The sequence below is a fragment of the Erythrobacter sp. K21-9 genome, from assembly GCF_055808355.1.
Genome location: NZ_CM147866.1, coordinates 776,349 through 799,160 on the forward strand (window position 1 = coordinate 776,349; position 22,812 = coordinate 799,160).

The window sequence follows — 22,812 nt, forward strand, 5'->3', positions numbered from 1 at the left end:
AGATGCTGACGCTTGAGAGTGAGCAGGGGACGAACAAGTCCTCTGCCCTGCGCGTCCTTGCGGTACGCGACGAGCAATTCGGTGACGACCTTCCGCTGAACGCGGACGGGAAGAAGGTAATCGAACAGACCGCCGGCAAATGGATTATCGAGGCTGGCGAGTTGAAGGGAATGCGCAAGGGCGAGGTCGAGCACCTGAAGGCCTTCCTATCCCGGCAGGACGACACGGCGCGTCTGTCGTATGCCCGTCTGCCCGTGATCGTGCCGCGCCAGTTCGTGGTGATCGGTACGACCAACAGTGAGCGCTATCTCCGAGACCTTACCGGCAACCGGCGTTTCTGGCCTGTGCGGGTGGGGGGCTTCGACCTCGAGGCGCTGCGGCGCGACCGGGACCAGATATGGGCCGAGGCCGCAACGCGTGAGGCGGAGGGAGCCAGCATCCGGCTGGATCCATCGCTCTACGCGGCCGCCGGGGTCGAGCAGGAAGCACGGAAGGTTGATGACCCCTTCGTTGACTCCCTTGCGGCTGCGCTCGGAGATCGGACCGGCAAGGTGCGCGCGGCCGATGTTTGGAAGCTGCTCGGCATCCCCGCTGGACAACAAACGCAGGAACAGAACGCTCGGCTTGGGGACGCGATGCGCGAACTTGGCTGGGATCGGTCCCGGCGGCGCTTCGGCGGAAAGAAGCCCGAATACGGCTATGCGCGCGGAAACAGGGCGCAAATGGAGCGTCGGATAGAGGTCTCGCTCGGCGCGACAGGCTATTTCGTCGATGAAGCGGCCAGCGACCCTGAAGTGTCGGACGATGACTTGCCATACTGACCCGTTCCTCCCTGCGTTCCCTCCCCGCTGTCGAAGAGGGGGAACGGCATACGGCCAGCTTTCCTTGGATAAATGGCAGGGGCGTTCCCCCCGTTCCTGCCGTTCCGCGCCCCGGCCTATAACCCCCTACGAGGGCCCAAGGCGGAGCCCCCTTCCGCTCTCCTCTTTTCCTCTTTTGTCGAAGAGAGGGGGAACGGGGAGAACGGTACTCGAGATTGGCGGAAAAGCTGGCGCGAGAGCGTTCCCCCAAGGGAGAACGGTGAGTGGGAACGGGCCAGAACGGGTACGATGCGCGACTGCTTGGGCCTCCGCCCACCCACCACCTGATGCGCTGGTGCTTACGCGCGCGGGCGCGAGACCAACGGGCCGGGGAGGGGAGCTGACCCTCTATCGGGGCGAGGCCTTCGACCGCGAAGCCACAGTCCGCATGGATCGGGCGTTGCCTTGTTTGGGCGGGGGTATCTGCCGGGGTAGCGAGATGCTAGGCGGGAGCCTTACTGAAGCCGATCCTTCGGAGAAATTCGGACCACCCGCGATAGCGCTCTGCGCCCGTACCGGGGCTCGATGCCGTGTACCGACAAGGCCGCAAGAATGTCCGCATCGGAGCCGTGCTTGGTCTCCGTCGCGGTGAGCTCCATCGGGGAGAAGCTGGAGCCCATATACTCCTTGAAGCGCACGGTGAGCAGTCGATCCTCTGGCGGCTCTCGATGCTCCCATCCGGTGAAGTCGAGCTTCTCGCTGCCTTGGACCCACCCGCCGGGAGTAAGGTGCATCTCGTCTATCTCGTTGCTGGCCGACATTGCGATCCCTCCGTTGTTAGAGCGGACCCGTGCCGCTGCCCCTTTCATCTCGTGTTCGCCGCGCCGAATTTCAACCTAGCACGCAATGTTCGACCGTTCGTTTTCGGGCGGTCGCCAGCTAGCGTCTCGGCAATGAAAACGACCCTGACTGACCGCCGCAAGCGCCTATTCCTGAAGGAGCTCTCCCGCCACGGCATCCTCGTGCGCGCGGCCCGGGCCGCGAGCCCCCGAGCATCGGCCCGATACGGCGCGCTGCGCACCTTCAAGGACGAGCGCGAGCGTGATACCGAGTTCGCGGCGCAGTGGGACGAGGCAATGGACGCAGCCGAGGCCAGTATTGAGGCCGAGATATTCCGGCGCGCGCAGGAGGGCTGGGAGGAGCCGATCTTCGGCGACCGCCACAAGGAGAAGATCGTCGGCACGGTGCGCAAGTATTCGGACCGCCTGCTCGAGCTCCGCGCCCGGGCGATGCTGCCCCACTACCGCGAGACGCACGGCATCGCGGTGAACAAAACGGTGACGCATAACGTGAATGCCGGTCTCTTGGGCGACGCAGTGGCGAAGGTCGCTCTCGAGATGACGCAGAAGCTGCGGAGCGACCTCCCGGCTCCCGCGAAGGTGATTGACCATGATCCGCGATAAGGCGCGACAACGCATGGGGCTGGCCCCGATGAACCGCGACACGGCGCTGGACGAGCTCGCCTTCGCGGTGACCTACCGGATGATGACTCCCGAAGAGCGCCGCGCGCTGCGACTCGAGCTCGTGATGGAGATGGGTGAGGCGGCACCCGCGACCCCCGAATTGGCCGCTCTTTGGCATGAGGACCGGCTGATTCGGGGCGAGCACCCACCGCGCACACTCTATGACCAATGCGTCCTCGAGCGAGCACGCGACGAGGCCGCCCTAGCCGATGTTCGACGAGGGGTTCTGGCGACTGCGCCAATCCGACCTCGAGGGCGCTGGCTTCGACAAGCGGGAGGCGCGCGACGTGATCGCCTCGCTGCGCTCCTCCTTGGGCAATCCGCCACCCCCCGACGACACAGGAGACGACAATGGGACTACTGAACAACAGGCCGCTTGACCGCACCGATCCGATCCGGGCAGCCGCCAACGACAAGGTCGCGACCGGGCTCCGCTTCTCGAAGGCGATGGCCGAGGCTGGCGCAGCAATGGATGACCTGTTCGCCGCTGACCGCGCCTACCTGGCCGCGTACCGTGAGGCCCACGGGGTCGAGGCCTACTCCTCGTCGCTGATGATGAACCGCTTCCGGTCGATGCTCCTATGCGAGCTCGAGCTCTCGGTTCCCGAGCTCCTGAAGTACCTGAACCAGCCCCGGCAGTCGCTCCCGCGCTGCCGCCGCCTCTCCGACAACATAGCCGCGCAGGTCGAGAATGACCTGTCCTCCCTCCCTACCGAAAAGGAACCGACCCAATGACCAATCCGCAGAAGAAGTTCGACATTCTGGATATGACCGTGAACGAGGTCTCGACCGTTGACGTGCCCGCGCAGAGGGGAGCCGTCGCCGTGATTATGAAGCGCGACGGGGACGGAGTGGACATCCGCAAGAACGCCTCCGAGGTTGCCACAGGGCAGGCCGCGCCGCTGTATAAGGCGGTCGAGTACGCCGACGCCATCATGGTCCGGGCCGAGGAGATTGCGCTGGCGAAGGGAATCACCGCCGGGAGGGCACTGATCGACTACGCCGTGTCCGATCCGGCGTTGAAAGACCTGTCCTGCGCAGAGCGGATGGCCGAGGCGAGCTTCCGCAAGGCGCGCACCGATGCGGTGTACGAGGCGAGCGACAAGTGGAGCTGACCCAGCAGCAGGTCCTCGACCACTACGCGGGGACGTTCGACGAGAGGCAGCGGAGGGCGCACACCGTGGCGCTCGCTGCCGCTCTCGCCTTCGAGAGAGACAAGTGGCCCAGCCTCGAGCTCGTCCGGCGCGTCTCGGCACTCTACGACGTGGCAGTCGAGGAGCTCGGTGCCTACTTTGGGCTGATCCGCCAGCCCGGCGAGCGCGAGGTCTGGGTGGACGTGTTCCGATCCCCGGAGCACCAGCACTTCGTCCGCGACACGATGACCAAGCGCCAGAGCCAGTGCTACGGCACGATGTTGGCGATGCTCGAGGTGGCGTGAAGGTCCGGGCTCGCCGCTACCGCAATATGCGCGACCTCGAGGGCGAGCCGATCCCGACGCAGGACCGGAAGTGCCTGCGTTGCGGCAAGACCTTCGAGAGCGAGGGTCCGCACAATCGGATGTGCCACCCGTGCCGGACGCACGACCTGAGCCCGTATGCGATTTAGTCGTCTTGGTCGAAGAAGGCCTTGACCAACGCGGTGCCGACAGTCGCGGCCAGCACCGGAGGGACGGCGTTGCCCACTTGGGTAAATTGACGAGCTGTGGGACCGACAAACACGTAATCGTCTGGGAAGGTCTGTAGGCGAGCGCATTCGCGGACGGAAAGAGTGCGAGGGACCTCCGGATGGAGGTGTGATCGTCCGCCACCATTCGTGCCGCCTGCTATGACTGTCTTCGAAGGTCTCGTCGGATCGAGCCTATCGACGCGACCGAGTTGATCTCTTTGCCCATAGTCGAGGACCATATACCGCTGGAGCGATCCCGCCTTATGTTTCCGGGTCTCGTGGTTTGCGATGTTGTGTCCGGGGGGTATCTCGAGAACACTCCCGCTGCCGATATGATCTTGAGCCTCGGGTACCACGAACTGGCCGCCGGTCCGCGAACCGACAACGAACATCCGCTGACGATACTGCGGGACGCCATAGTCCGCCGCCTCGAAAACGGACGGCTCGGCTACGGTGTAACCGGCCTCCTCGAGTTGTGCGATTGCAACCGAAAGTTGTTCGCCCCCGTCGATGTCTCGGAGCCCGGGCACATTCTCGATTAAGAAGGCTGCTGGTCTGAATTCCTTTATGAGAGCCACAAAATCGAACAACAGGTTTCCGTTCTTCGCGTGATCGAAGCCGACGCGCTTGAAGTTGTCCCCCCACTTAGCGAAGCGCTGATTGGCTGCGATTGAGAATGGCTGACAAGGAGGGCCACCGACGAACAGACCTTTGAACGGCCGGTCGATGAGCGGCTCTAACGCCGCAATAACATCTTCGACCTTTGAAACATCGCCATCGTGGAATGGCGGGCCAAACACGTTCCACTGCGGTCGGTTTTTGCGCAACGTGCGACAGAATATCTCGTTGTGCTCGAAAGCAGCCACGTTTTCGAACCCCAATGCCTCGAGACCCAGATCCATACCTCCGCAACCGGTAAAGAAACTGACGACAGGAATGCCTTTGCCTACCTTCTCGAACGATTGAAGATCGACCGGACGCCCACCATCCCACACCCGGGAACGACTGTTCGAATAGCTGAGGTCGTGGAGAGCGTAGCCTTCCCTCTCGAGGAGTTCGTATAGATCGGCGTCCTTCTCGACGGCCTTGGCGATTAGCCGCCTCTGCTCCTCGTACGAGAGGGCTGCCAATTCGTTTGCTAAGTTCCTAGCCAGCATACTTTGCTTTCGCCTCCTCGTAGACTTTCCGTGCCTCGGCAGCGTCGGAGAAGTCCTTCTTCCCTTGGGCTTTGAGCCATTGCCCGTAGTATCTGTGGACCGCTCGGTGACACGACGGACAGTTAGCCACAAGGTCGTCGAGAGCGGTCCCCTTCTTCGTCGTACGCGTTCCGGAACAAAGTGGCAACACGTGATGTATGTCGAGGACCCGATCTACCCACGGATATTCGTCTGACGTGTCTTTTTGACAGAAATCGCAAGTGGCGGAAGGGTGTGCCTCGAAGAAGGCTTCTCGCAACTTTGAGTTCCGCTCGATCTTGAGGTGCGTCCGCTCGACCCGGTTGCCTTCGGCAAATCCCGCCTCGACTGCATCGCTGACCACCGTGTTGCTGTAATCGAGATGAAGATCGGCCGTCGCCGAGGGGAATAGGGCGGCAAGTCGAGCGATCTCCTTATTGCCGTCTGCCTCTCGCGGCCCTCCGACCGGATCGAGCTCCTCGAACACGTCTTTCGCGTCGCTCTTGTCGAGCGAGACTGAGAGCGTGTTAGCCGTGGAGCTTAGATAGGAGACTTGCGCCAGTACCCTGCGGAGGCTTTCGATTGCTTGGCGCTTGTTCCCTATGACGGGGTAGGTGTTGTCGATAATGCCAAGAAACGCCGTTTGGTCCTCGTCTCCGACAAAGCCGGAGCCCGCAAATGCGTCGATGATCTTGCCAAAGGCCGTTGACTGTTCCCCCACGTACCGCTCGAGCCAAAACGTATTTGAGGCTGAACAGTAGTGGGAAGCGCATTTCGGCGGTAGCATCCCAGCCCTGTAAGGCAGGCGAAGGGTCTGTCGTCGCCTCCGCTAGAAAATGGAAATACTCGTCGCTTGTGACCTTGCCGTCGTCTGCGAGGAGTTTCGCGAGCGCTGTTGGGCGGCCTGTTCCGTTGTCGTCGAACGCGATTAAGCTGAGTTTGAATACCCGCTGATAGTTGCGCCACGGCCTCTCGTATCCCGGCGTGTTGGGGGAGAAGGGTAGGCCAACCGCAGCAACTAGATCGGCATTGAGCGCGGACTTAATGTCCGCTTTGGTCGCAAATTTCGCGATCTTGCGGAGCGCATCGAACTGGAAATAGTCGAGCCTACCTTGATCCCAGTGCCACATGATTGCTCCGCCTACGAGTGAGCGTGGACGGTAGCGGTCAGCTATCTTGGATGCCAGCGAACGGCCCGGGAAATGCTTCTGTATCTGTGGATTAGGGGTCCCTTGCTATCCCGAGTAGAAAAAATCTCGAGACTACCCCTGAGGCTACCCCCGAGCGGGGTAGCGGGAAAATAGACAGCTAAGTGCTTGATTTATGGTGGGCGCGGCAAGGATTGAACTTGCGACCCCACCCGTGTGAAGGGTGTGCTCTACCACTGAGCTACGCGCCCGCCGGATTTGCCTCGGAGGCAAGGGCAGGGGCGCGCGTTTACTGCGGAGCTTTCAGCTTTGCAAGCGCCGAGGGCTGGCCCTCCGGCGTTACTTGGCGAGCAGGGCCTGAAACAGCTCGACCAGACCCGCCGCGTTTTTTGTGCGCACTGGAGCAGCCTCGGCAGGACATTCAAGGCAATAGGCCTGGATGCCGCGCGATCCGGCCAGTCTTTCTGCGTCTGCCAGCAGGCGCGATAGCGCAATGTCACGATTGAGCGCTGCCCGCGAAAACAGGTCCGCGCCGCGCGCCTGCTGTGTGGGAGCAGATGAGCCTGCGAGCAGCTGGCGAATGAGCGAATCGTAATTGGCCGCCTGCGCTCCGAGAAAGCGAGCGCGCCAACCATCGTCTTCGATACCCGCCTGCGTTGCAGCCCATGCCAGCGCATCGTCGAGCCCGCCGAACTGATCGACAAGGCCAAGCTGCCGGGCCGAGCCGCCATCCCAGACGCGGCCCTGCGCAATCGTGTCGATCTGCGCCGGGGTCTTGCTGCGCGCGGTGCTGACCCGTTCGAGGAAGTCGCTGTATGTGTCGGTGACCGTCGCCTGCAGGATGGCGTCGACCTCGGGTGTCAGCCCAGCGATCAGGTCCGGCTGACCCGATAGCGGTGTGGTGCGGAAGCCATCGGCGTTGACGCCGATCTCCTCAGCTGCGTTCTCGAAAGTCGGAAGCACCGCGAATACGCCAATCGAACCCGTGATGGTCTCGGGCTGGGCGAAGATGCGGTCGCCCGATGTCGCCACCCAATATCCGCCGCTGGCCGCAACATTGGCAAAGGATACAGCGACCGGAATGCCTTTCGCGCGGTAACGTTCGATTGCGCGGCGAATTTCCTCCGAAGCCGTGACGGAGCCTCCGGGTGAATTCACGCGGACAACCAGCGCCGCCAGATCATCGTCCAGCGCGTCATCGAGCAGGTCCGCGATCCGCGTCCCGCCTGCTGTGCCAGGGCCTGCCTCACCGTCGACGATCGTGCCTGCCACGGTCACGACGCCGATGGCCTTGCCACTCTTGGATGGCGCTGTGTCCGCAAGATAGGGGAGCAGCTCGCTTTTGGCATAGGTCCCCGGGCTTTCGTCCCAATCGTCAGCGCCAGCGACCTCGGCGACCCGGTTGCCGAATTCGACCGTGTCGCCAAGCTTGTCGACGAGCCCTGCGGCCAAAGCCGCCTTTGCAAGGTCTCCCTGGCTTTCCTCGACCCAAGCAACGGGGTCGGTGGTGACCCGGTCAAGGTCGATTTCCGGGCGGGCCTTTTTGACATTGGCCTGCCATTCCTCCCACAGCGCTCCATAAAGTGCCGAGATGTTTTCGCGCGCTTCGTCGGACATGGAATTGCGCGAATAAGGCTCTACCGTTGCCTTGAATGTCCCGACGCGGTAAATGCGCGCGTTGACGTTCAGCCGGTCGAGCAGGTCGGCGTAATAGAGGTTGCTGCCGCCCGGTCCGGCGATCACCGCGCCGCCCAGCGGGTCGGCCCACACTTCGGATGCGCGCGCGGCAAGGTGCATGTGATCGTCGCCATAACCGAGCGCGTAGGTAAAGACCGGCTTGTCCGCCTTGCGAACGCGGTCCATCGCCTCGCCCACTTCCTGCAAATGTACCTGCCCGCCGCCGATGAAGGTGGTGAGGTCCATCACGACCGCTTTCACCCGGTCATCGCTCGCCGCTGCATCGAGCGCGCGCACCAGATCGCGCGCCTGGTGCTCCATCGGCGGAGCTTCACCGGCGAGCAGCGCGGCAAATGGATCGACCGCAGAGCGCTCTTCGACGACATAGCCCGACAGATCGATGTAGAGCGCGCCTTCGCGGACCTGACCGGGATTGGGGGCAGCCGACAGCAGGCTGAACAGCGCGAGGAAGAACAGCAACATGAAGGTCAGGACCAGACCGTCCTTCACTCCGACCAGAAATTTCCAGACTTTGCCGACAAATGCCATGTGTTGTGCGTCCTTGTTCGCGCTACCGGGCTACAAGCGCCCCCGCTTTCCCTATAAGTAGGCACGGTTTCCCGCTAAATCCATTGAGAAGCACGCAAGCAATGGGTTGAGCAGTGGACATCGCTCGACTAAGGGCGTTGCTTTAATGACAGGATCGGAAACTTCCACGGCGCATGACCGCTTTCCAGCGGGGCGTCTCGCTTTTCCTCACCGCGATCTGACCGGCATCGGCCAGCTTGAGCGGCACGAAATCCTGTATTTGCTCGACCAAGCTGAACAATGGGTCACACTCAATCGCCAGAGCGCCAAGCATGCCGGATTGCTGGGCGGGCTGACGATCATCAACGCTTTCTTCGAAAACTCCACCCGCACTTTGCTCAGCTTCGAGATCGCGGGCAAGCGGCTGGGCGCGGATGTCGTCAACATGCATGCCGCGCAAAGCTCGGTGAAAAAGGGTGAGACGTTGATCGACACCGCGATCACGCTAAACGCGATGCGCGCCGATGCGATCGTCATTCGGCATGGATCGAGCGGGGCGACGCAGCTGATCGCGGACAAGGTCGATTGCCCGGTTCTCAATGCAGGCGATGGCAGCCACGAGCATCCGACGCAGGCTTTGCTCGACGCGCTGGCCCTGCGGCACAAGCTGCGCGAGCGCGGCGATAGCGGCGAGGATCTGACCGGGCTGACGATCACGATCTGCGGAGACATCCTGCACAGCCGGGTCGCGCGCTCGAACATCCTGTGCCTGCAAGCGCTGGGCGCGAGCGTGCGGGTTTGCGCGCCGCCCGCGTTGATGCCCGCCGGGATCGAAGCGCTTGGCGTGGAGCCGTTCTATAATTTTGATGCAGCGCTCTCCGGGACGGACGTGGTGATGATGCTGCGGCTTCAGTCTGAGAGGATGGCGGGGCAATTCATCCCCTCGGCGCGTGAATACCACCACCTCTATGGCCTCACCAAGGCGCGCCTCGAACACGGGGCAGACGGCGCCATCGTGATGCATCCCGGCCCGATGAACCGCGGGGTCGAGATCGATAGCGAGGTCGCCGACATGCTCGACCGCTCGATCATCACCCAGCAGGTCGAGATGGGCGTTGCGATTCGCATGGCGCGCCTCGACATCCTGACGCGTTCGGCGCGCGGTGTGGAGGGCTGGGCATGAAACAGGCGCGCGCGCTCACGATAACCGGCGGCAGGCTGGTTACTCCCGGCGGCATGATCGAGGGAGCGATCCGCCTCGATAATGGACTGATCGCTGCGCTTGGCGCAGACACCTTGCCGCAGGACGGAGACGAGGTGATCGACGCAAACGGCAAGCTGGTTGCACCCGGCCTGGTCGATCTCGGCGTGTTTTCGGTCGACAAGCCTGCTTTTCATTTTGGCGGGATCACTCGCGCAGCGCTGATGCCAGATCAGTCGCCGCCGCTCGATTATCCCAGCCGCATCAACTACATCGCCAAGAGCGGCAAGCCCGACCTCTGGGTCCATCCGCTCGCCGCTGCAACGCGCGCGCTTGAAGGGCGGGAGCTGGCCGAGATCGCGCTGATGAAGGACGCCGGCGCGCGCGGGGCGGCGACAGGGCGGCGCTGGATCGCCGATAGCGGAACGATGCTGCGCCTGTTGCAATACGCAGCCATGCTCGACCTGGTGGTGGTCGCCCATCCCGAGGACGCCGCGCTCGCAGGCGAAGCAGCGACCACCGCAGGCGCGATTGCGACCCGGCTGGGCTTGCCAAGTGCCCCTGCAGAGGCCGAGGCGCTGGCAATCGCGCGCGACATTGCGCTCGCCGAGATGAGCGATGCGCGGCTGCATTTCCGGCAGGTCACGACCGCGCGCGGGTTCGAGCTGGTGCGCGAGGCAAAGGCGCGCGGAGTGAAAGTCACCTGCGGCATTACGCCTGCCCATTTCATGCTGTCCGACCTTGCGACCGCCGATTTTCGTACCTTCACCCGGTTTTCCCCTCCGCTGCGCAGCGAAGCCGATCGGCAGGCCGCGCTTGCTGCAATCGGGGACGGTGTCGTCGACGTCATTTCGAGCGGCCACGATCCGCGAGGTCCTGAGGGCAAACGCCTTCCGTTTGCCGATGCCGAGCCGGGCATGGCCGGAGCAGAAACGCTGCTCGCCATGACGCTCGGGCTGGTGCGCGACGAAGTGATCGATATGGCGCGGGCATTTGAACTGCTTGCGGCCAATCCGGCGTCGCTGCTTGGCGTTCAGGCGGGTGCTCTCACCATCGGATTTGAGGGTGACATCGCCATAATCGATCCCGATGCGCCGTGGTTCGTCGATCGCACGAAAATGGAAGCGACAGCGGACAACACGCCGTTCGACCGTCAAGGGGCTCAGGGCCGGGTGATCCGCCTGATCAAGGGCGGGGTCGAGGTCTGACCGCACAAAATACCCCCGGAGCTTTCGCTCCGAGGGTCAATTTGCTCAAACCAGTAAGTCCGGATTAACGCGCGCGCGCCGCAATTCGCACACCGCGGTCCACCGCGCCTGCGGGCGGGCTTGAGGCGGCGTAAGCAAAGCAGCCGCGGCCCGTGGATTTCACGGCGGAGCACATCTTGCTTGCGGTCGACTGGCCGAAACCGGCTGCTGCAAGGCGGAAATAGGTGTTTCCGTTCACCACAGCTTCGGTGATGACCACGTCGTGGCTCCTGAGTTGCGGGAATTTTTTCTTGAACTCGGCCCACTTGCCTTCGGCAACAGCGCGGCTGTCGAAGCTGCCAAGCTGGACGAGGTGGGTCGCAGCCTTGCCGGTCGCAACCGCCATGCGGCGCTGCGAGGACGGCTTTGCGACGCGCGCCGGAGCGGCTTTGGCTGCCCTCTTGGGAGCAGCCTTGCCTGCAGTCCTCACCGGCACCTTCTGGATGACAGGCTTGGAAATGTAGCGCGTTTCCGGCTTCGCTTCAGGAGCGGGCGCCGCGGCAACCTTGACCGCTGCAGGCTTCGCTTCGACGGTTGCCGGTGCAGGCGCTTCGGTTTCGCCGAATGCGAGGCGTTCGGCTTCGCTCGGCTCAGCGGTTTCGATCGGAGCCTGCGCAGCGGCTTCTGCCACCATGACCTGCTGGCTCGGGAAATTGGAAAGTGCGAGATAGGTCGGCTGGCCGCCATCGCTGACCGGACGGACGTTCAGGAGACCGGCGACGCGGACCTGGTAATCCTCCGGCTTTACGTTCGCTGCCCAATCGGACAGGCGCGCATCGAGCTGGTCTGCCGGCACGTCTTCTGCAGCCATGACGCGGGCTGCGCGCCAGTTTCCTGCGAGTGCGTAAGTGTAGGCGAGGTTTTGGCGAACCTTTGCGGAGTTCTGGCCGCCGCGAAGCGTATTCGTCAGCACGTGGACGCCGCGCTCCGGCTCTCCGGCGAGCGCCAATGCCAGGCCGAGATCGGCTGGGTCGATTGCGCCTTCCCATTCACCAAGCATCGCGAGGGCATCAGCGTGATCGCCCGTGGCGGTTTTCGCCAGCGCATAGCTGAGCACGGTGCGCGGATCCTGGTCGCCCAGTTCGAGCGCATCGCTAAAGCTGGTCGCGGCCGATTCGAACCGGCCCGCCTCGAGATAGGCCGCACCGAGCATGGCGCGAAAGCTCGAATTGCGCGGCTCGGCAAGAACAGCCGCTTCAGCGTGGGTGATGGCCTTGGCCACCTGACCCTTTTCAAGCGCGACTTGCGCTTTGGCAAAAGACGTCTCAGCTGGTGCGGCTACCGAGCCGGTGCAACCCGTGAGCGCGAAGCTCGCGAGCGCCGTCGTCATGATCAGGCCAAGCTTTGGCGCGCTCATGGAGCCTGCGGTGCTGTGATCGATTGTCCCGGCCATTGGTTTAGTCCCCTGTCCTGTATTGCTCATTTGACTGGCAGTTGGCGTCAATTCGGTTTCATGCGCTCGGCGAGCGCGTCGAGTTCTGCGAATTGCTCGAACATTGAGTCGAGCGCTTCGGTCACCAGCGCCTGCGCGCTGATCCCCTGCATCGTCGATGCGAGGCGAAGTTTCAGATGGCGGTCGGCGTCGAGGCGCAGCGTGAAGGCAGCGCGCTTGCCGGTCTTGCCGGAGGATTTCGCTTTCTTGGTGCGCGCAGTCTTCTTTGCGACGCGCTTGACCGGCGTGTCGTCCGCAGCCGCGTCCATCGCCGCATTGGCGAGCACGCGATCCGACAGGTCTTTCTGCTGGCGACGGACAACCGGGCTGCTGATTAGAGGAACGTCCTCATTGGCGGCCTTGGGTGTAATGGGCACGACGTCGGCCCCTGCGTCAGGCGCACTCAGGACGGGCTGGTCGCCGTCATCTTGGCCCATGTCGTTCCAGCCGAGATCCTCGAGCTGTTCGTCGGCGAGCGCGGCCATGGCGGCGGGATCCTGCGGCATCGGCGCAAGTTGCGGACGCATGGCAGGCTTTGCGCCGCCCTTGCGGGCGAGCAGAGCTGGATTCAGCGAGGCGAAGCTGGCTTCGGACATCGCGCGGCCAGCCTGTTACTGGGCCACCCGGCGGCCAAAGCCACCGGCAGCGCGTCCTGCGCCAGCCTGCTGTGCCTGACCACCTCCCGGCGCGGCAGCAAACACCGTCCGGCGGAAGTTCTTTTCAAGACGGTCCGAAATGTATTTCCAAAGCGCGGTTATTTCCGCTGCACTGCGACCTTCGGGCTCGACTTCCATCACCGTGCGGCCATCGATCATCGAAGCAGCAAAATCGGTGCGGTGGTGAAGTGTGATCGGGGCGACGGTGCCGTGCTGTGACAGCGCGACGGCGGCTTCCGATGTAATCTTGGCTTTCGGGGTTGCCGCGTTGACGACAAACACCAGCGGCTTGCCAGCGCGTTCGCACAGATCGACAGTTGCGCCCACGGCGCGAAGATCGTGCGGGCTGGGCCGCGTTGGAACCACGATAAGCTCGGCTACACCGATCACCGACTGAATAGCCATGGTGATCGCTGGTGGAGTGTCGATCACTGCCAGTTTGAAGCCCTGCTGACGCAGAACCGCAAGATCGTTTGCGAGGCGCGAAACTGTGGTCTGGGCAAAAGCGGGATATTCCGCCTCACGCTCATTCCACCAATCGGCCAGCGAACCTTGCGGATCGATATCGATGAGTACGACCGGGCCAGCGCCAGCGCGCTGAGCCTGTACGGCCAGATGTCCGGACAGGGTTGTTTTCCCAGATCCGCCTTTCTGCGATGCCAAAGCAAGTACACGCAACGCCAGGTCCCCCTATTTAAGACCGTTGATGCCGCACGATTGCGGCTGAGTGACTATGGGATCGCAGACTACCCCTAATTTTGGGTTAACGCGGGCGGCATTGGATTGGCCGAATCGTGGCCGCCGGGGGTGCGCCGCAACTGGGCAACGAAATCCTAACCGGCGTTATCTAAATATATGGCCGACGGATTTGATCGCCCAGTTGCTCAAGGGCTTAAGGTTGGCCGCATCGCTGGCCGCAATTGCAGGAGTGCACTTCGAGATGGCACATAGTCTGAACCATGCGTCCCGCATTGAAAGAGGCCTGATCGCAGCCGGACTGGCGGCCTGCTTCGCTTGGGCCAGCCCGGCCATTGCCGATGTCAAAGACGGCGTCGATGCCTGGAGCGCAGGCGATTACGACCGCGCGGTGAGCGAATGGCAAGCTCCAGCGCAGGCGGGCGATCCCGATGCCTTGTTCAACATGGCGCAAGCCTATCGCCTCGGTCGCGGCGTGGCCGCCGATATGGAGCGGGCAAAGGCGCTTTACGCGCAGGCGGCAAATAGCGGCCATCTGAAAGCTGCGGACAATTACGGTCTGCTGCTTTTCCAGCAGGGCGATCAGCAGGCAGCCATGCCCTACATTCGCGCCGCAGCCCAACGCGGCGACCCGCGCGCGCAATACATAATGGGCCTTGCGCACTTCAACGCGGATTACGCCGACAAGGACTGGGTGCGCGCCTATGCGTATGTCACGCTCGCGCAGTCCGCGGGCTTGCCTCAGGCGGCTGGTGCACTTGAGCAAATGGACCAGTATGTTCCCGAGCCTCAGCGCGCAGCGGCGCAATCGCTGGCTCGCCAGATGGAAGCGGGAGCCACGCAGCGCCGTGCGGTCCAGCTTGCCGCCGCCGATCTGGGCGCGCGTTCGGCTGTTCCAGCTGCGGCCGTTCCCGCTGCCGCAGAAGTGGCGGCAATTCCGGTTCCGCAAGCCAGCGAGCCTCCAGTCCAAGCTCTGGTCCAGGCACAGTCCCGGCCTCCTGAACCGCCCGCAAAGAAAACCGGTGAATGGCGCGTTCAACTGGGTGCGTTTGGCGTCGAGGGCAATGCCGAGCGCCTGTGGGCCAAGCTGTCGGACAATCCCGCGCTTGCCGGAACACGCAGATTGCTGCTGCCATCGGGCAGGGTTACGCGGCTGCTCGCAGATGGATATTTGACCCGCGCCGATGCGCGCTCGGCCTGTGCTTCGCTGAAGCGGCAAGGACAAGACTGTCTCGTCACGCGCAAATAGGCGCGAGAATATAGCGCTTTCCCTCACGCGGCGCGCTGTTAGAAACGGCAGCCGGGATCATGTGGGGACGATCAATGAACGAAGCTGTGCAGTCGCAAATTGCCGACGAACCAATATACAGCGCGGAGGCCGCGCCCGCGCCAGTCACTTCCAGCGAACGCATCTCCACCCTCGATTTCATTCGCGGAATAGCGGTCATGGGTATTTTGGCGGCAAACATCGTCGCATTCGGCCAGCCGTTCCAGGCCTATATGTATCCTGACGCATTCCTGACCGAGCACGGGCCGGTCTCGGATTGGCTGCTGATCGCGCAGTTTGTCATCATCGATAACAAGATGCGCGGACTGTTTACGTTGCTTTTTGGTGCGGGGCTCTACTTGTTCATGGAGCGGACCTGGGCGCGAGGCGGGACACGGTGGCGCCAGATGTGGCGGTTGGCCGTATTGCTGGCGTTTGGCCTTATCCACTTCTTCGTCATCTGGATGGGCGATATCCTGCTTTACTACGCGCTGATCGGTTTCGTGGTCGTGCTCTGCTTGAAATGGAGCGCGAAAACGCAGTTACTTGTTGGCTTGCTTGCATATTTCGTTGGCGCACTCCTGTACGCAGCGATGCTGACCTATTCCTATGCGGTACGCGGAAACCTCGTTTGGCGATCAGGCCGCGATGTCTGAAACCCGGACCAACATGATCGCGGCCAAGGAAGCTGCCATGGCTGACGGCGAGATTGAGACAACGCTAAAAGAAACAGGCGATTTCGCAGGATTGATCGCCCACCGGTTCAGTGAGCACTGGGTCGACCCGATTGCCAACGTATTCTTCGTTGGGATGGAGTCCTTGCCGCTGATGTTGCTGGGTGTCGCGCTCTACCGATACGGTTTTTTCAGTGGCGGCTTCTCGTCCAGCAAGATGCGACAGTGGGGCTGGGCCGGGCTGATCGTGGGCGGTCTTCTGACCTTCGCCCTTGGCCTGGTCCTGAAAAGCGCCGACTTCGGGTTTTACGTAATGCAGGCTGCCTTCATTGGATGGAGCCCCATTCCTCAATTGATGATGGTTCTTGGCCTAGCCGCGCTGATGGTAGAATATTCTCCGGCCTGGACCGGTTGGCTGTCTGAGAGGGTGCGCGCTGCCGGACGTGCGGCTTTCACCAATTACCTTGGCACATCGATCGTCATGATCGCGTTATTTCAAGGATGGGGCCTGGGTCTGTTCGGTGAGTTCAACCGCCCGATGCTATATCTGGTCACGGCGATAGCATGGGCGCTGATGCTGCTGTGGTCGAAGCCGTGGCTGGACCGGTATCGCTATGGCCCGCTCGAGTGGCTGTGGCGCTGTTTGACCTACGGCAGGATATTTGCGTTGCGCAGGTGAGGCGCGGGCGCTTGGGGGTAATCTGCAAAAACCTCCTTGCTATTGAGAATAATTCGCATATCTTGGCTTTGCAAACGCTTCGCAGGAGTGATTCTTTAGCCTTATGTATATCTGCATTTGCAACGCGATCCGCGAAACCGACCTTCGCACGGCGGCCCTGGGCCATGGCGGCGACGCCGAGGCGACATACGCGACGCTCGGTAAACGGCCCAATTGCGGCCAATGCCTTAATAAGGCTGGCGAAATTATCGACCAGGAACGCGCGCTTGCTTCTTGCGAGAAACTCGCAGTCTAAATAAGCGCAGCGCTACTGCGAACGGCTCTCAAATACCTGAATCATAACGATATTTTTTCGCCCGTCCCTTGCTGAATGGGATGAGAGCGCGCATATACAACAGCGCGAGTTCATCACACTGTCCGCACATCCATGCGGCATTCTGCGAAGGGAAACACCGCCATGAAGGGCGATGCAAAAGTCATCGAATATCTCAACAAGGCTCTCACCAACGAGCTGACCGCGATCAACCAGTACTGGTTGCACTACCGTGTGCTGGCCGATTGGGGCGTGACCAAGCTGGCCGAATACGAACGCCACGAAAGCATTGAAGAAATGCAGCATGCGGACCGGCTGGCCGAGCGCATTCTTTTCCTTGAGGCGCTGCCCAATTTCCAAGCGATCCACCAGCTGAAAGTTGGCGAAACGGTGGAGGAGATCCTCAAGGCCGACCTCGCGCTCGAAGAAGAAGCGATTCCGTTGCTGCGCGATGCCGCCGAACACGCCAAGAGCGTGAAGGATTATACCTCCGAGCAGATTTTCGAGGACATCCTCGCCAATGAGGAAGAGCATGTCGACTTCCTCGAAACCCAGTTCGACATGATCGAGCGGATGGGGCTGCAAAACTACGTGCAGCTGCAAAGCCATCCGGTACCGGTGAAGGTGAGACGAACGCAGGCGGCAAATAGCCGCAAGCTGGCGAATAGAGCGCACGAAGGGCGGGGCCGGGTGGCTCCGCCCTTTTGCTAAATGTCGTATCCATACAAGACCATTAACTCTATATTTGACACCCGTCAGCGATGGGCGCAGCAATGTGTCCAGGGAGCGTGATACGGGGGTAAATCACAACACATCGCATCTCAATCACGAGATCGTACGCCTTCCAATTCGATTGGGTCGCACCTTTCGAACTTTGGAGCTTTTAATGAGCAAACTTGTCAAGACCATCGCCGGCAGCATCGCTGCGGCCACTCTCGCCATGTCCACACCGGCGCTCGCCGATATCGAAGTCTACGAGGACTACGCGCCGTCCGACGAAGTCGTCGAAATGACTCTCGTCAAAGTGGATGAGGGACAATTCGAGACCTATCTCGAAGGGCTGCAGAGTACATGGGTGGCAGCCAATCAGATCCAGAAAGATCTGGGCCACATCAAGGATTTCGCAATCTACGGCGTCCCTTATGGCGAGAACCACTTCAACATGGTGCTGATCGTGGTCTACCCCGACACCGCATCCGTCGGCCCAAGCAAGGAGCGCTACATGGCGTTCCTCGATGCGTATGGCAAAGCCAACATCGATCAGGGCAACACGACCGTGCTCGAACTCTACAACAAAATCCGCAAGATTCAGGGCACTTACGCACTTCGTGAAGTCGAAATGCTGAAGTAAGCGCAATCGAAACGGACTGTTTCAGGAAAGGGCGGGGCTGCGAGGCTCCGCCGTTTTTCTATGTCTTGGCTTTCCGCGGACCGCCCGCCGCAAGCTGCGTCTCGCGCAGGAACACGATCAGCGCCGCAATCAGGAATGTGATGGTAAGCACCCACATTACGGCGATGACGGTTCCGATCCTGGCGCTGACGTAAGTCGATACGAACAGCAGTGCGATCACCACGCTGATGATTACCGCACCGGCAGACGACAACATGATGGCCCGGCGCGCCAGAGCGCGCCTCTTGCACAGCCAGTCGACTTCCTCCGTATGGTTTGGCCCGCGATCACCCTCGTCCTGCGCCTCGAGGCGCTCGATCCGTCCGGCGACCCAAGTCAGACGCGCCATCATCACGTTCATGATGCTGCCGATACCGACGAGCAGGAATGCAGGTGCGAGGCTCGATTGCAGCGCCTGCTGGACGGCGAGCGTGCTCGATGTACGCTGGAGCAATTCGGCGGCGATGTCGGAGGCTGCGAACAGGTCCAGCATCACCGCTCCCCGCTGTAATTGCCCCCACCGCCTTTATTGGCGTTGTAGGGGTTCTTCGGGCTCTTGAGCGTCACGCGTACCGGCACGGCATCGAAGCCGAGCTTCGCGCGGATGCCGTTGACGAGATAGCGTTCATAGCTCTTGGGCAGATCGTCGAGCCGTGTACCGAACACCACGAAGCGCGGTGGGCGGGTGCTCGCCTGCGTGATGTAGCGCAGCTTGATCCGGCGACCACCGGGCGCAGGCGGCGGGTTGGCATCGAGCGCATCGTCGAACCAGCGGTTGAGCGCGGCGGTCGGCACGCGCTTCGACCAGCTTTCGCGCAGGTCAAAGGCCGCGCTGAGCATCGCGTCGAGCCCTTTGCCGGTCTTCGCACTGACAGCGAACAGCGGCAGGCCGCGCACCTGCGCCAGTCCATCGTCGAGTGCGGCGCGGATGCCGTTGAACAGCCCGCTCGCGTCTTCTGCGATATCCCACTTGTTGATCGCGATCATCAGCGCTCGCCCTTCTTCAAGGACCATGCTCGCGATCTTGAGATCCTGATGCTCAAGACCCTGCGTCGCATCGAGCAGCAACACCACGACCTCGGCAAAATCGACAGCGCGCCGGGCATCGGCGACCGAGAGCTTTTCGAGCTTTTCGGTGACATTGCGCTTCTTGCGCATACCGGCAGTGTCGATCAGGCGGATCTCGCGCGTCTCGCCGGATTTGGGATCGTCCCAGTGCCAGTCGATCGCAATGGAATCGCGTGTGATCCCGGCTTCCGGGCCGGTCAGCAGCCGGTCTTCACCGAGAAGCCGGTTGATCAGCGTCGATTTACCGGCGTTTGGCCGTCCGACAATGGCGAGTTTGAGCGGGCCAAGCGGCGCTTCCTCGTCTTCGTCTTCCTGGTCGGCAATCTCGGCAGCAGCTTCGGCAGCGTCGGCCTTTTCACCGATGACCGGCCAAAGCGCGCTGAACAGGTCGGCAATGCCTTCGCCGTGTTCGGCAGAGACTGGGACCGGCTCGCCTAGCCCAAGGGAATAGCTTTCCAGCACTCCGGATTCGCCGGAAGCGCCCTCGACCTTGTTCGCGACCAGCACGATCGGCACGTCATATTCGCGCAGGTAGCGGGCGATTTCATTGTCGAGCGGGGTCAGTCCGGCGCGGGCATCGACGACGAACATCGCCGCATCCGCGCCTTCGAGGCTGGCCTCGGTCTGTTTGCGCATCCGGTCGGGGAGCGAATAATCGTCCTCGTCCTCCCACCCGGCGGTATCGACGACGGTGAATTGTAGCCCTGCAATCTCTGCGTCGCCCATGCGGCGATCGCGCGTAACGCCCGGCTGGTCATCGACGAGCGCGAGCTTTTTGCCCACGAGCCGGTTGAACAGCGTCGACTTGCCCACATTGGGGCGCCCGATGATGATGACCTGAGGTTTCATTTCGCCCATGCAAGTGGCCCCTTACCCGCCACTTGGCAAGCGAGGGCCCCTTTTAGTCCTTCTTGGCGACCGGCGGATTTTCGCCGAGGTCTTCGTACCACGCCTCGACCGGGCCGGTCAGCTTGATCGTCAGCGGCTGTCCCTTGCGGTCTACGGTCTTGCCCGCCTGGACCCGGACCCAGCCTTCGGAAATGCAATATTCCTCAATGTCGGTGCGCACCCGGTCCTTGAACCGGATGCCGACACCGCGTTGCAGCACTTCAGCGTCGAAGGCGTCGTTGCGCGGATTGACCGAGAGGTGATCGGGCGGAGTGTCTGTCTTTGCTTCGTCTGTCATGACGCGCGCCGATAATCGCCTCTTGCCGCAGCGGCAAGCTCAATCGGGCAAAACCGGGCTTTCATCGGGATTCTGGCCGGGCTCGTCCTGGTCGGGAGTAGGCGGTGTGATCTCGTCCGGCGCGGTTTGCGGTGCGGGCTCGGGTATCCTGTCGGGCGGAGCCTCGGGCGGGGATGCCGGTTCGACCGTATCGGGTTTGGGTTCGGGCTGCGTTGCCATTGCGCGTCTCCTTTTCAATCCGGGCGTAGCAGGGTTTCGGGCGTCATCGAATCGTGCTCTTGCTCGCCCGCACCGTCGCGGCGCTGGCGGCGGACGAGTTTGTCGGACAGATCGGTGTCGATCTGCTCGGGATCACTGCGTTCGCCGCGGACCTCTCCCGGCTTGTCGCCATCGGCGGCAAATTCTGCGGCGGTCTTCGGTTTCACCGCAGGATCGATCACCGGCGGGGTCGCGGGCGGAGTGCGGGGCGTTTCGTAGGGATCGTGGGCCATGATGTGATTCTCGCTTTCATCTAACCACATCAACATCGGGGGAGGCGCGGTTGTTCCGCCCTCGCGTCCACTGCCGCGTACGCTTGCGTGCACCATCAGCCTTGCCCTTTTGCCCAAGCGAGGATAGAGGCCCAGCGCAGATGCGCGCGGGGGCTTTCGGGTTTCCCGCGCGGCTTCGTCTGGGCAAGCGGGCGTGGCGAAATTGGTAGACGCGCCAGATTTAGGTTCTGGTATCGCAAGATGTGGGGGTTCGAGTCCCTTCGCCCGCACCAATACCTCGCCCCAGCCTCAGCGCGAACGAAGGTCTCTTAACAAATCGAATGCAAGCTCAAGAAGGCTCCAGTAAAACCCCATGCAGACCAAGCAGACTAGCAATGAAGGCCTCAAGCGCGCCTATCTGATCACCCTGACCGCCGACGAGATTGGCGCGAAGATCGAAAGCGAGATCAAGAAGATCGCGCCGCAGGTCAAAATGCCCGGCTTTCGCCCAGGCAAGGTGCCCGCGAACCTCGTGAAGAAAATGCACGGCGAGCAGCTGCATGCGCAGACGCTCAACGACATGATCTCGCGAATCGGTCGACAAGGTCATCAAGGATGAGAACCTGCGTCCGGCGATGCAGCCGAAGATCGACCTTGGCGAAGGCTATGAAGAAGGCAAGGACGCCGAAATCACGGTCGAGGTCGAAGTGCTTCCCGAAATCGAGACGCCGAGCACCGATGGCCTGAAGCTTGAAAAGCTGGTCGTCCCGGTATCCGACGAAGCGATCGACGAAGCGATCCAGAACATCGCGGGCCAGAACAAGAGCTACAAGGACGCGGCCAAGACCAAGAAGGCAGCCGACGGCCACCAGCTCATTATCGATTTCGTCGGCAAGCTCGGCGATGAAGAATTCGAAGGCGGCAAGGCCGAAGACGCTGCGCTGGTCATCGGTTCGGGCACTTTCATCCCCGGCTTCGAAGAACAGCTTGTCGGCGTGAAGACCGGCGATGAGAAAACCATCACCGTGACCTTCCCCGAGGACTATCAGGCCGAGCATCTCGCCGGCAAGGAAGCGACCTTCGACGTGACCGTTAAGGCGGTGAAGGTAGAAACCGATACCAAGATCGACGACGAATTCGCCAAGCAGCTCGGTCTCGACAGCATCGACAAGCTGAAAGAGATCATGAAGGGCCAGCTCGAACAGCAGACCGCTGGCCTAACCCGCACGCAGATGAAGCGCGCGCTGCTCGATCAACTTGCCGCCGGACACGATTTTGACGTGCCGGAAACAATGGTCGAGGCGGAATTCGAGCAGATCTGGGCGCAGCTCCAGCAGGAAGCCGCGAATGACGACAATCCGGATGACGCTCTCAAACAGATCGAAGCGGAAAAGGACGACTACAAGTCGATCGCAGAGCGCCGCGTGCGTCTCGGCCTGCTTTTGTCGGAAATCGGCCAGGCGAACGGCGTCGAAGTGAGCGCGCAGGAAATGTCGATGCTGATCCAGCAGGCAGCGCAGCAGTACCGCGAAGAAGATCGCGAGCGCTTCATGCAGTATGTTCAGCAGGAACCAATGGCCGCCGCCCAGCTGCGCGCCCCGCTTTACGAAGACAAGGTCGTCGACTTCCTGTTCGACAAGGCCGACGTCACGACACGTGAAGTGACGCAGGAAGAGCTGCAGGCAGCGATCGAAGCCGAAGACGAGGCCGAAGCCGAAAAGGCCAAGGCTGCGCCGAAGAAGAAAGCAGCGGCGAAGAAGGCTCCGGCCAAGAAGCCCGCGGCGAAGAAAGCGCCCGCCAAGAAGGCGGATGCGGACGAAAAGCCTGCGGCCAAGAAAGCTCCGGCCAAGAAGCCCGCGGCAAAGAAGGCCCCCGCCAAGACCACTGCTGCCAAGCCAGCTGCGAAAAAGGCTCCGGCGAAGAAACCCGCCGCCAAGAAGCCGGCAGCCAAGAAGGCGCCAGCCAAGAAGCCGACCGCGAAGAAGGCCGACTGATTAACCGGAAGTCCGGCGCGGGA

24 protein-coding genes, 2 tRNA genes and 2 pseudogenes are annotated in these 22,812 nt (G+C 62.0%); 15 read left to right on the plus strand and 13 right to left on the minus strand.

Annotated features, from left to right (window positions below; all coding sequences use genetic code 11):
* Positions 1 to 2 precede the first annotated feature (2 nt).
* Entirely contained in the window at positions 3 to 821 is an 819-nt protein-coding gene (locus AC0L39_RS03895; RefSeq protein WP_473260890.1) for a VapE domain-containing protein, read from the plus strand.
* A gap of 494 nt (positions 822 to 1,315) precedes the next feature.
* Here the strand turns inward: AC0L39_RS03895 and AC0L39_RS03900 are convergent, their stop codons facing one another.
* Entirely contained in the window at positions 1,316 to 1,621 is a 306-nt protein-coding gene (locus AC0L39_RS03900) for a hypothetical protein (RefSeq protein WP_473260891.1), read from the minus strand.
* Positions 1,622 to 1,753: 132 nt separating this feature from the next.
* Between AC0L39_RS03900 and AC0L39_RS03905 the strand changes: the two genes are divergently transcribed.
* From AC0L39_RS03905 to AC0L39_RS03920, 4 genes are all read left to right on the plus strand, one after another.
* The gene (locus AC0L39_RS03905; protein WP_473260893.1) at positions 1,754 to 2,263 is read left to right on the plus strand and encodes a hypothetical protein; all 510 of its coding nucleotides are present in this window, start codon (positions 1,754 to 1,756) and stop codon (positions 2,261 to 2,263) included.
* A gap of 411 nt (positions 2,264 to 2,674) precedes the next feature.
* Positions 2,675 to 3,058 (plus strand): hypothetical protein, encoded by a 384-nt coding sequence (locus tag AC0L39_RS03910; RefSeq protein WP_473260895.1) that lies wholly within the window; start codon positions 2,675 to 2,677, stop codon positions 3,056 to 3,058.
* Positions 3,055 to 3,438 (plus strand): hypothetical protein, encoded by a 384-nt coding sequence (locus tag AC0L39_RS03915; protein ID WP_473260896.1) that lies wholly within the window; start codon positions 3,055 to 3,057, stop codon positions 3,436 to 3,438. The genes AC0L39_RS03910 and AC0L39_RS03915 overlap by 4 nt, the downstream gene beginning before the upstream one ends.
* Positions 3,429 to 3,761, plus strand: a complete 333-nt coding sequence (locus AC0L39_RS03920; protein ID WP_473260897.1) for a hypothetical protein — start codon at positions 3,429 to 3,431, stop codon at positions 3,759 to 3,761. The genes AC0L39_RS03915 and AC0L39_RS03920 overlap by 10 nt, the downstream gene beginning before the upstream one ends.
* A 163-nt stretch (positions 3,762 to 3,924) precedes the next feature.
* Here the strand turns inward: AC0L39_RS03920 and AC0L39_RS03925 are convergent, their stop codons facing one another.
* The 4 genes from AC0L39_RS03925 to sppA form a co-directional block, all read right to left on the minus strand.
* Entirely contained in the window at positions 3,925 to 5,145 is a 1,221-nt protein-coding gene (locus tag AC0L39_RS03925; RefSeq protein ID WP_473260899.1) for a DNA cytosine methyltransferase, read from the minus strand.
* A complete protein-coding gene (locus tag AC0L39_RS03930) occupies positions 5,135 to 5,884 on the minus strand; it encodes an HNH endonuclease (RefSeq protein WP_473260901.1) in 750 nt (249 codons plus the stop codon). The genes AC0L39_RS03925 and AC0L39_RS03930 overlap by 11 nt, the downstream gene beginning before the upstream one ends.
* A gap of 603 nt (positions 5,885 to 6,487) precedes the next feature.
* Positions 6,488 to 6,562: transfer RNA gene (locus tag AC0L39_RS03935), tRNA-Val, on the minus strand.
* 88 nt (positions 6,563 to 6,650) lie between these two features.
* A complete protein-coding gene (gene sppA / locus AC0L39_RS03940; RefSeq protein WP_473260903.1) occupies positions 6,651 to 8,537 on the minus strand; it encodes a signal peptide peptidase SppA in 1,887 nt (628 codons plus the stop codon).
* A 145-nt stretch (positions 8,538 to 8,682) separates the two neighbouring features.
* On the opposite strand from sppA, the gene AC0L39_RS03945 reads away from it, so the two are divergent.
* Both AC0L39_RS03945 and AC0L39_RS03950 read left to right on the plus strand, forming a co-directional pair.
* Positions 8,683 to 9,699, plus strand: coding sequence for an aspartate carbamoyltransferase catalytic subunit (locus AC0L39_RS03945; RefSeq protein WP_473260904.1), 1,017 nt, complete (start codon positions 8,683 to 8,685; stop codon positions 9,697 to 9,699).
* Positions 9,696 to 10,925: a dihydroorotase gene (locus tag AC0L39_RS03950; RefSeq protein ID WP_473260906.1), complete on the plus strand. Its 1,230-nt coding sequence runs from the start codon at positions 9,696 to 9,698 to the stop codon at positions 10,923 to 10,925. Before AC0L39_RS03945 ends, AC0L39_RS03950 begins: the two co-directional genes overlap by 4 nt.
* Positions 10,926 to 10,989: 64 nt before the next feature.
* Here AC0L39_RS03950 and AC0L39_RS03955 read toward each other — a convergent pair whose 3' ends face one another.
* Genes AC0L39_RS03955 through AC0L39_RS03965 form a run of 3 tightly spaced genes read right to left on the minus strand, consistent with a single transcriptional unit; the run spans position 10,990 to position 13,730 of the window.
* Positions 10,990 to 12,357, minus strand: a complete 1,368-nt coding sequence (locus AC0L39_RS03955; RefSeq protein ID WP_473260908.1) for an SPOR domain-containing protein — start codon at positions 12,355 to 12,357, stop codon at positions 10,990 to 10,992.
* 47 nt (positions 12,358 to 12,404) lie between these two features.
* Entirely contained in the window at positions 12,405 to 12,992 is a 588-nt protein-coding gene (locus AC0L39_RS03960; RefSeq protein ID WP_473260910.1) for a type II toxin-antitoxin system HicB family antitoxin, read from the minus strand.
* Positions 12,993 to 13,007: 15 nt separating this feature from the next.
* Positions 13,008 to 13,730 carry an AAA family ATPase gene (locus AC0L39_RS03965; RefSeq protein ID WP_473260912.1) on the minus strand — a complete coding sequence of 241 codons (723 nt, stop codon included), beginning with the start codon at positions 13,728 to 13,730 and terminating at the stop codon, positions 13,008 to 13,010.
* A 262-nt stretch (positions 13,731 to 13,992) separates the two neighbouring features.
* On the opposite strand from AC0L39_RS03965, the gene AC0L39_RS03970 reads away from it, so the two are divergent.
* From AC0L39_RS03970 to AC0L39_RS03995, 6 genes and pseudogenes are all read left to right on the plus strand, one after another.
* The gene (locus AC0L39_RS03970) at positions 13,993 to 14,997 is read left to right on the plus strand and encodes an SPOR domain-containing protein (protein ID WP_473260914.1); all 1,005 of its coding nucleotides are present in this window, start codon (positions 13,993 to 13,995) and stop codon (positions 14,995 to 14,997) included.
* 74 nt (positions 14,998 to 15,071) lie between these two features.
* The gene (locus AC0L39_RS03975; protein ID WP_473260916.1) at positions 15,072 to 15,671 is read left to right on the plus strand and encodes a DUF418 domain-containing protein; all 600 of its coding nucleotides are present in this window, start codon (positions 15,072 to 15,074) and stop codon (positions 15,669 to 15,671) included.
* Positions 15,664 to 16,368, plus strand: coding sequence for a DUF418 domain-containing protein (locus AC0L39_RS03980; protein WP_473260918.1), 705 nt, complete (start codon positions 15,664 to 15,666; stop codon positions 16,366 to 16,368). The genes AC0L39_RS03975 and AC0L39_RS03980 overlap by 8 nt, the downstream gene beginning before the upstream one ends.
* Before the next feature lie 103 nt (positions 16,369 to 16,471).
* A complete protein-coding gene (locus AC0L39_RS03985; RefSeq protein ID WP_473260920.1) occupies positions 16,472 to 16,663 on the plus strand; it encodes a (2Fe-2S)-binding protein in 192 nt (63 codons plus the stop codon).
* Positions 16,664 to 16,825: 162 nt separating this feature from the next.
* Positions 16,826 to 17,331, plus strand: a pseudogene (gene bfr, locus AC0L39_RS03990) (bacterioferritin).
* A gap of 236 nt (positions 17,332 to 17,567) precedes the next feature.
* Positions 17,568 to 18,032, plus strand: a complete 465-nt coding sequence (locus AC0L39_RS03995) for a hypothetical protein (RefSeq protein ID WP_473260922.1) — start codon at positions 17,568 to 17,570, stop codon at positions 18,030 to 18,032.
* A gap of 58 nt (positions 18,033 to 18,090) precedes the next feature.
* On the opposite strand, the gene AC0L39_RS04000 is transcribed toward AC0L39_RS03995, so the two are convergent.
* The 5 genes from AC0L39_RS04000 to AC0L39_RS04020 are packed head-to-tail and all read right to left on the minus strand — an operon-like array spanning position 18,091 to position 20,816.
* Positions 18,091 to 18,564 carry a DUF2721 domain-containing protein gene (locus AC0L39_RS04000; RefSeq protein ID WP_473260923.1) on the minus strand — a complete coding sequence of 158 codons (474 nt, stop codon included), beginning with the start codon at positions 18,562 to 18,564 and terminating at the stop codon, positions 18,091 to 18,093.
* Complete coding sequence (der, locus tag AC0L39_RS04005) at positions 18,564 to 19,988, minus strand: ribosome biogenesis GTPase Der (RefSeq protein WP_473262264.1); 1,425 nt, start codon at positions 19,986 to 19,988, stop codon at positions 18,564 to 18,566. Before der ends, AC0L39_RS04000 begins: the two co-directional genes overlap by 1 nt.
* A gap of 52 nt (positions 19,989 to 20,040) precedes the next feature.
* Positions 20,041 to 20,325 carry a DUF3297 family protein gene (locus AC0L39_RS04010; RefSeq protein WP_473260925.1) on the minus strand — a complete coding sequence of 95 codons (285 nt, stop codon included), beginning with the start codon at positions 20,323 to 20,325 and terminating at the stop codon, positions 20,041 to 20,043.
* Positions 20,326 to 20,364: 39 nt separating this feature from the next.
* Positions 20,365 to 20,544, minus strand: coding sequence for a hypothetical protein (locus AC0L39_RS04015; RefSeq protein WP_473260927.1), 180 nt, complete (start codon positions 20,542 to 20,544; stop codon positions 20,365 to 20,367).
* A 14-nt stretch (positions 20,545 to 20,558) separates the two neighbouring features.
* On the minus strand, positions 20,559 to 20,816 hold the full coding sequence (locus tag AC0L39_RS04020; RefSeq protein ID WP_473260928.1) for a hypothetical protein: 258 nt from the start codon (positions 20,814 to 20,816) through the stop codon (positions 20,559 to 20,561).
* Between the two features lie 187 nt (positions 20,817 to 21,003).
* On the opposite strand from AC0L39_RS04020, the gene AC0L39_RS04025 reads away from it, so the two are divergent.
* Both AC0L39_RS04025 and tig read left to right on the plus strand, forming a co-directional pair.
* Positions 21,004 to 21,088 (plus strand) — tRNA-Leu (locus tag AC0L39_RS04025).
* 80 nt (positions 21,089 to 21,168) lie between these two features.
* Positions 21,169 to 22,789 (plus strand): annotated as a pseudogene (gene tig / locus AC0L39_RS04030) (trigger factor).
* Positions 22,790 to 22,812: the final 23 nt, after the last annotated feature.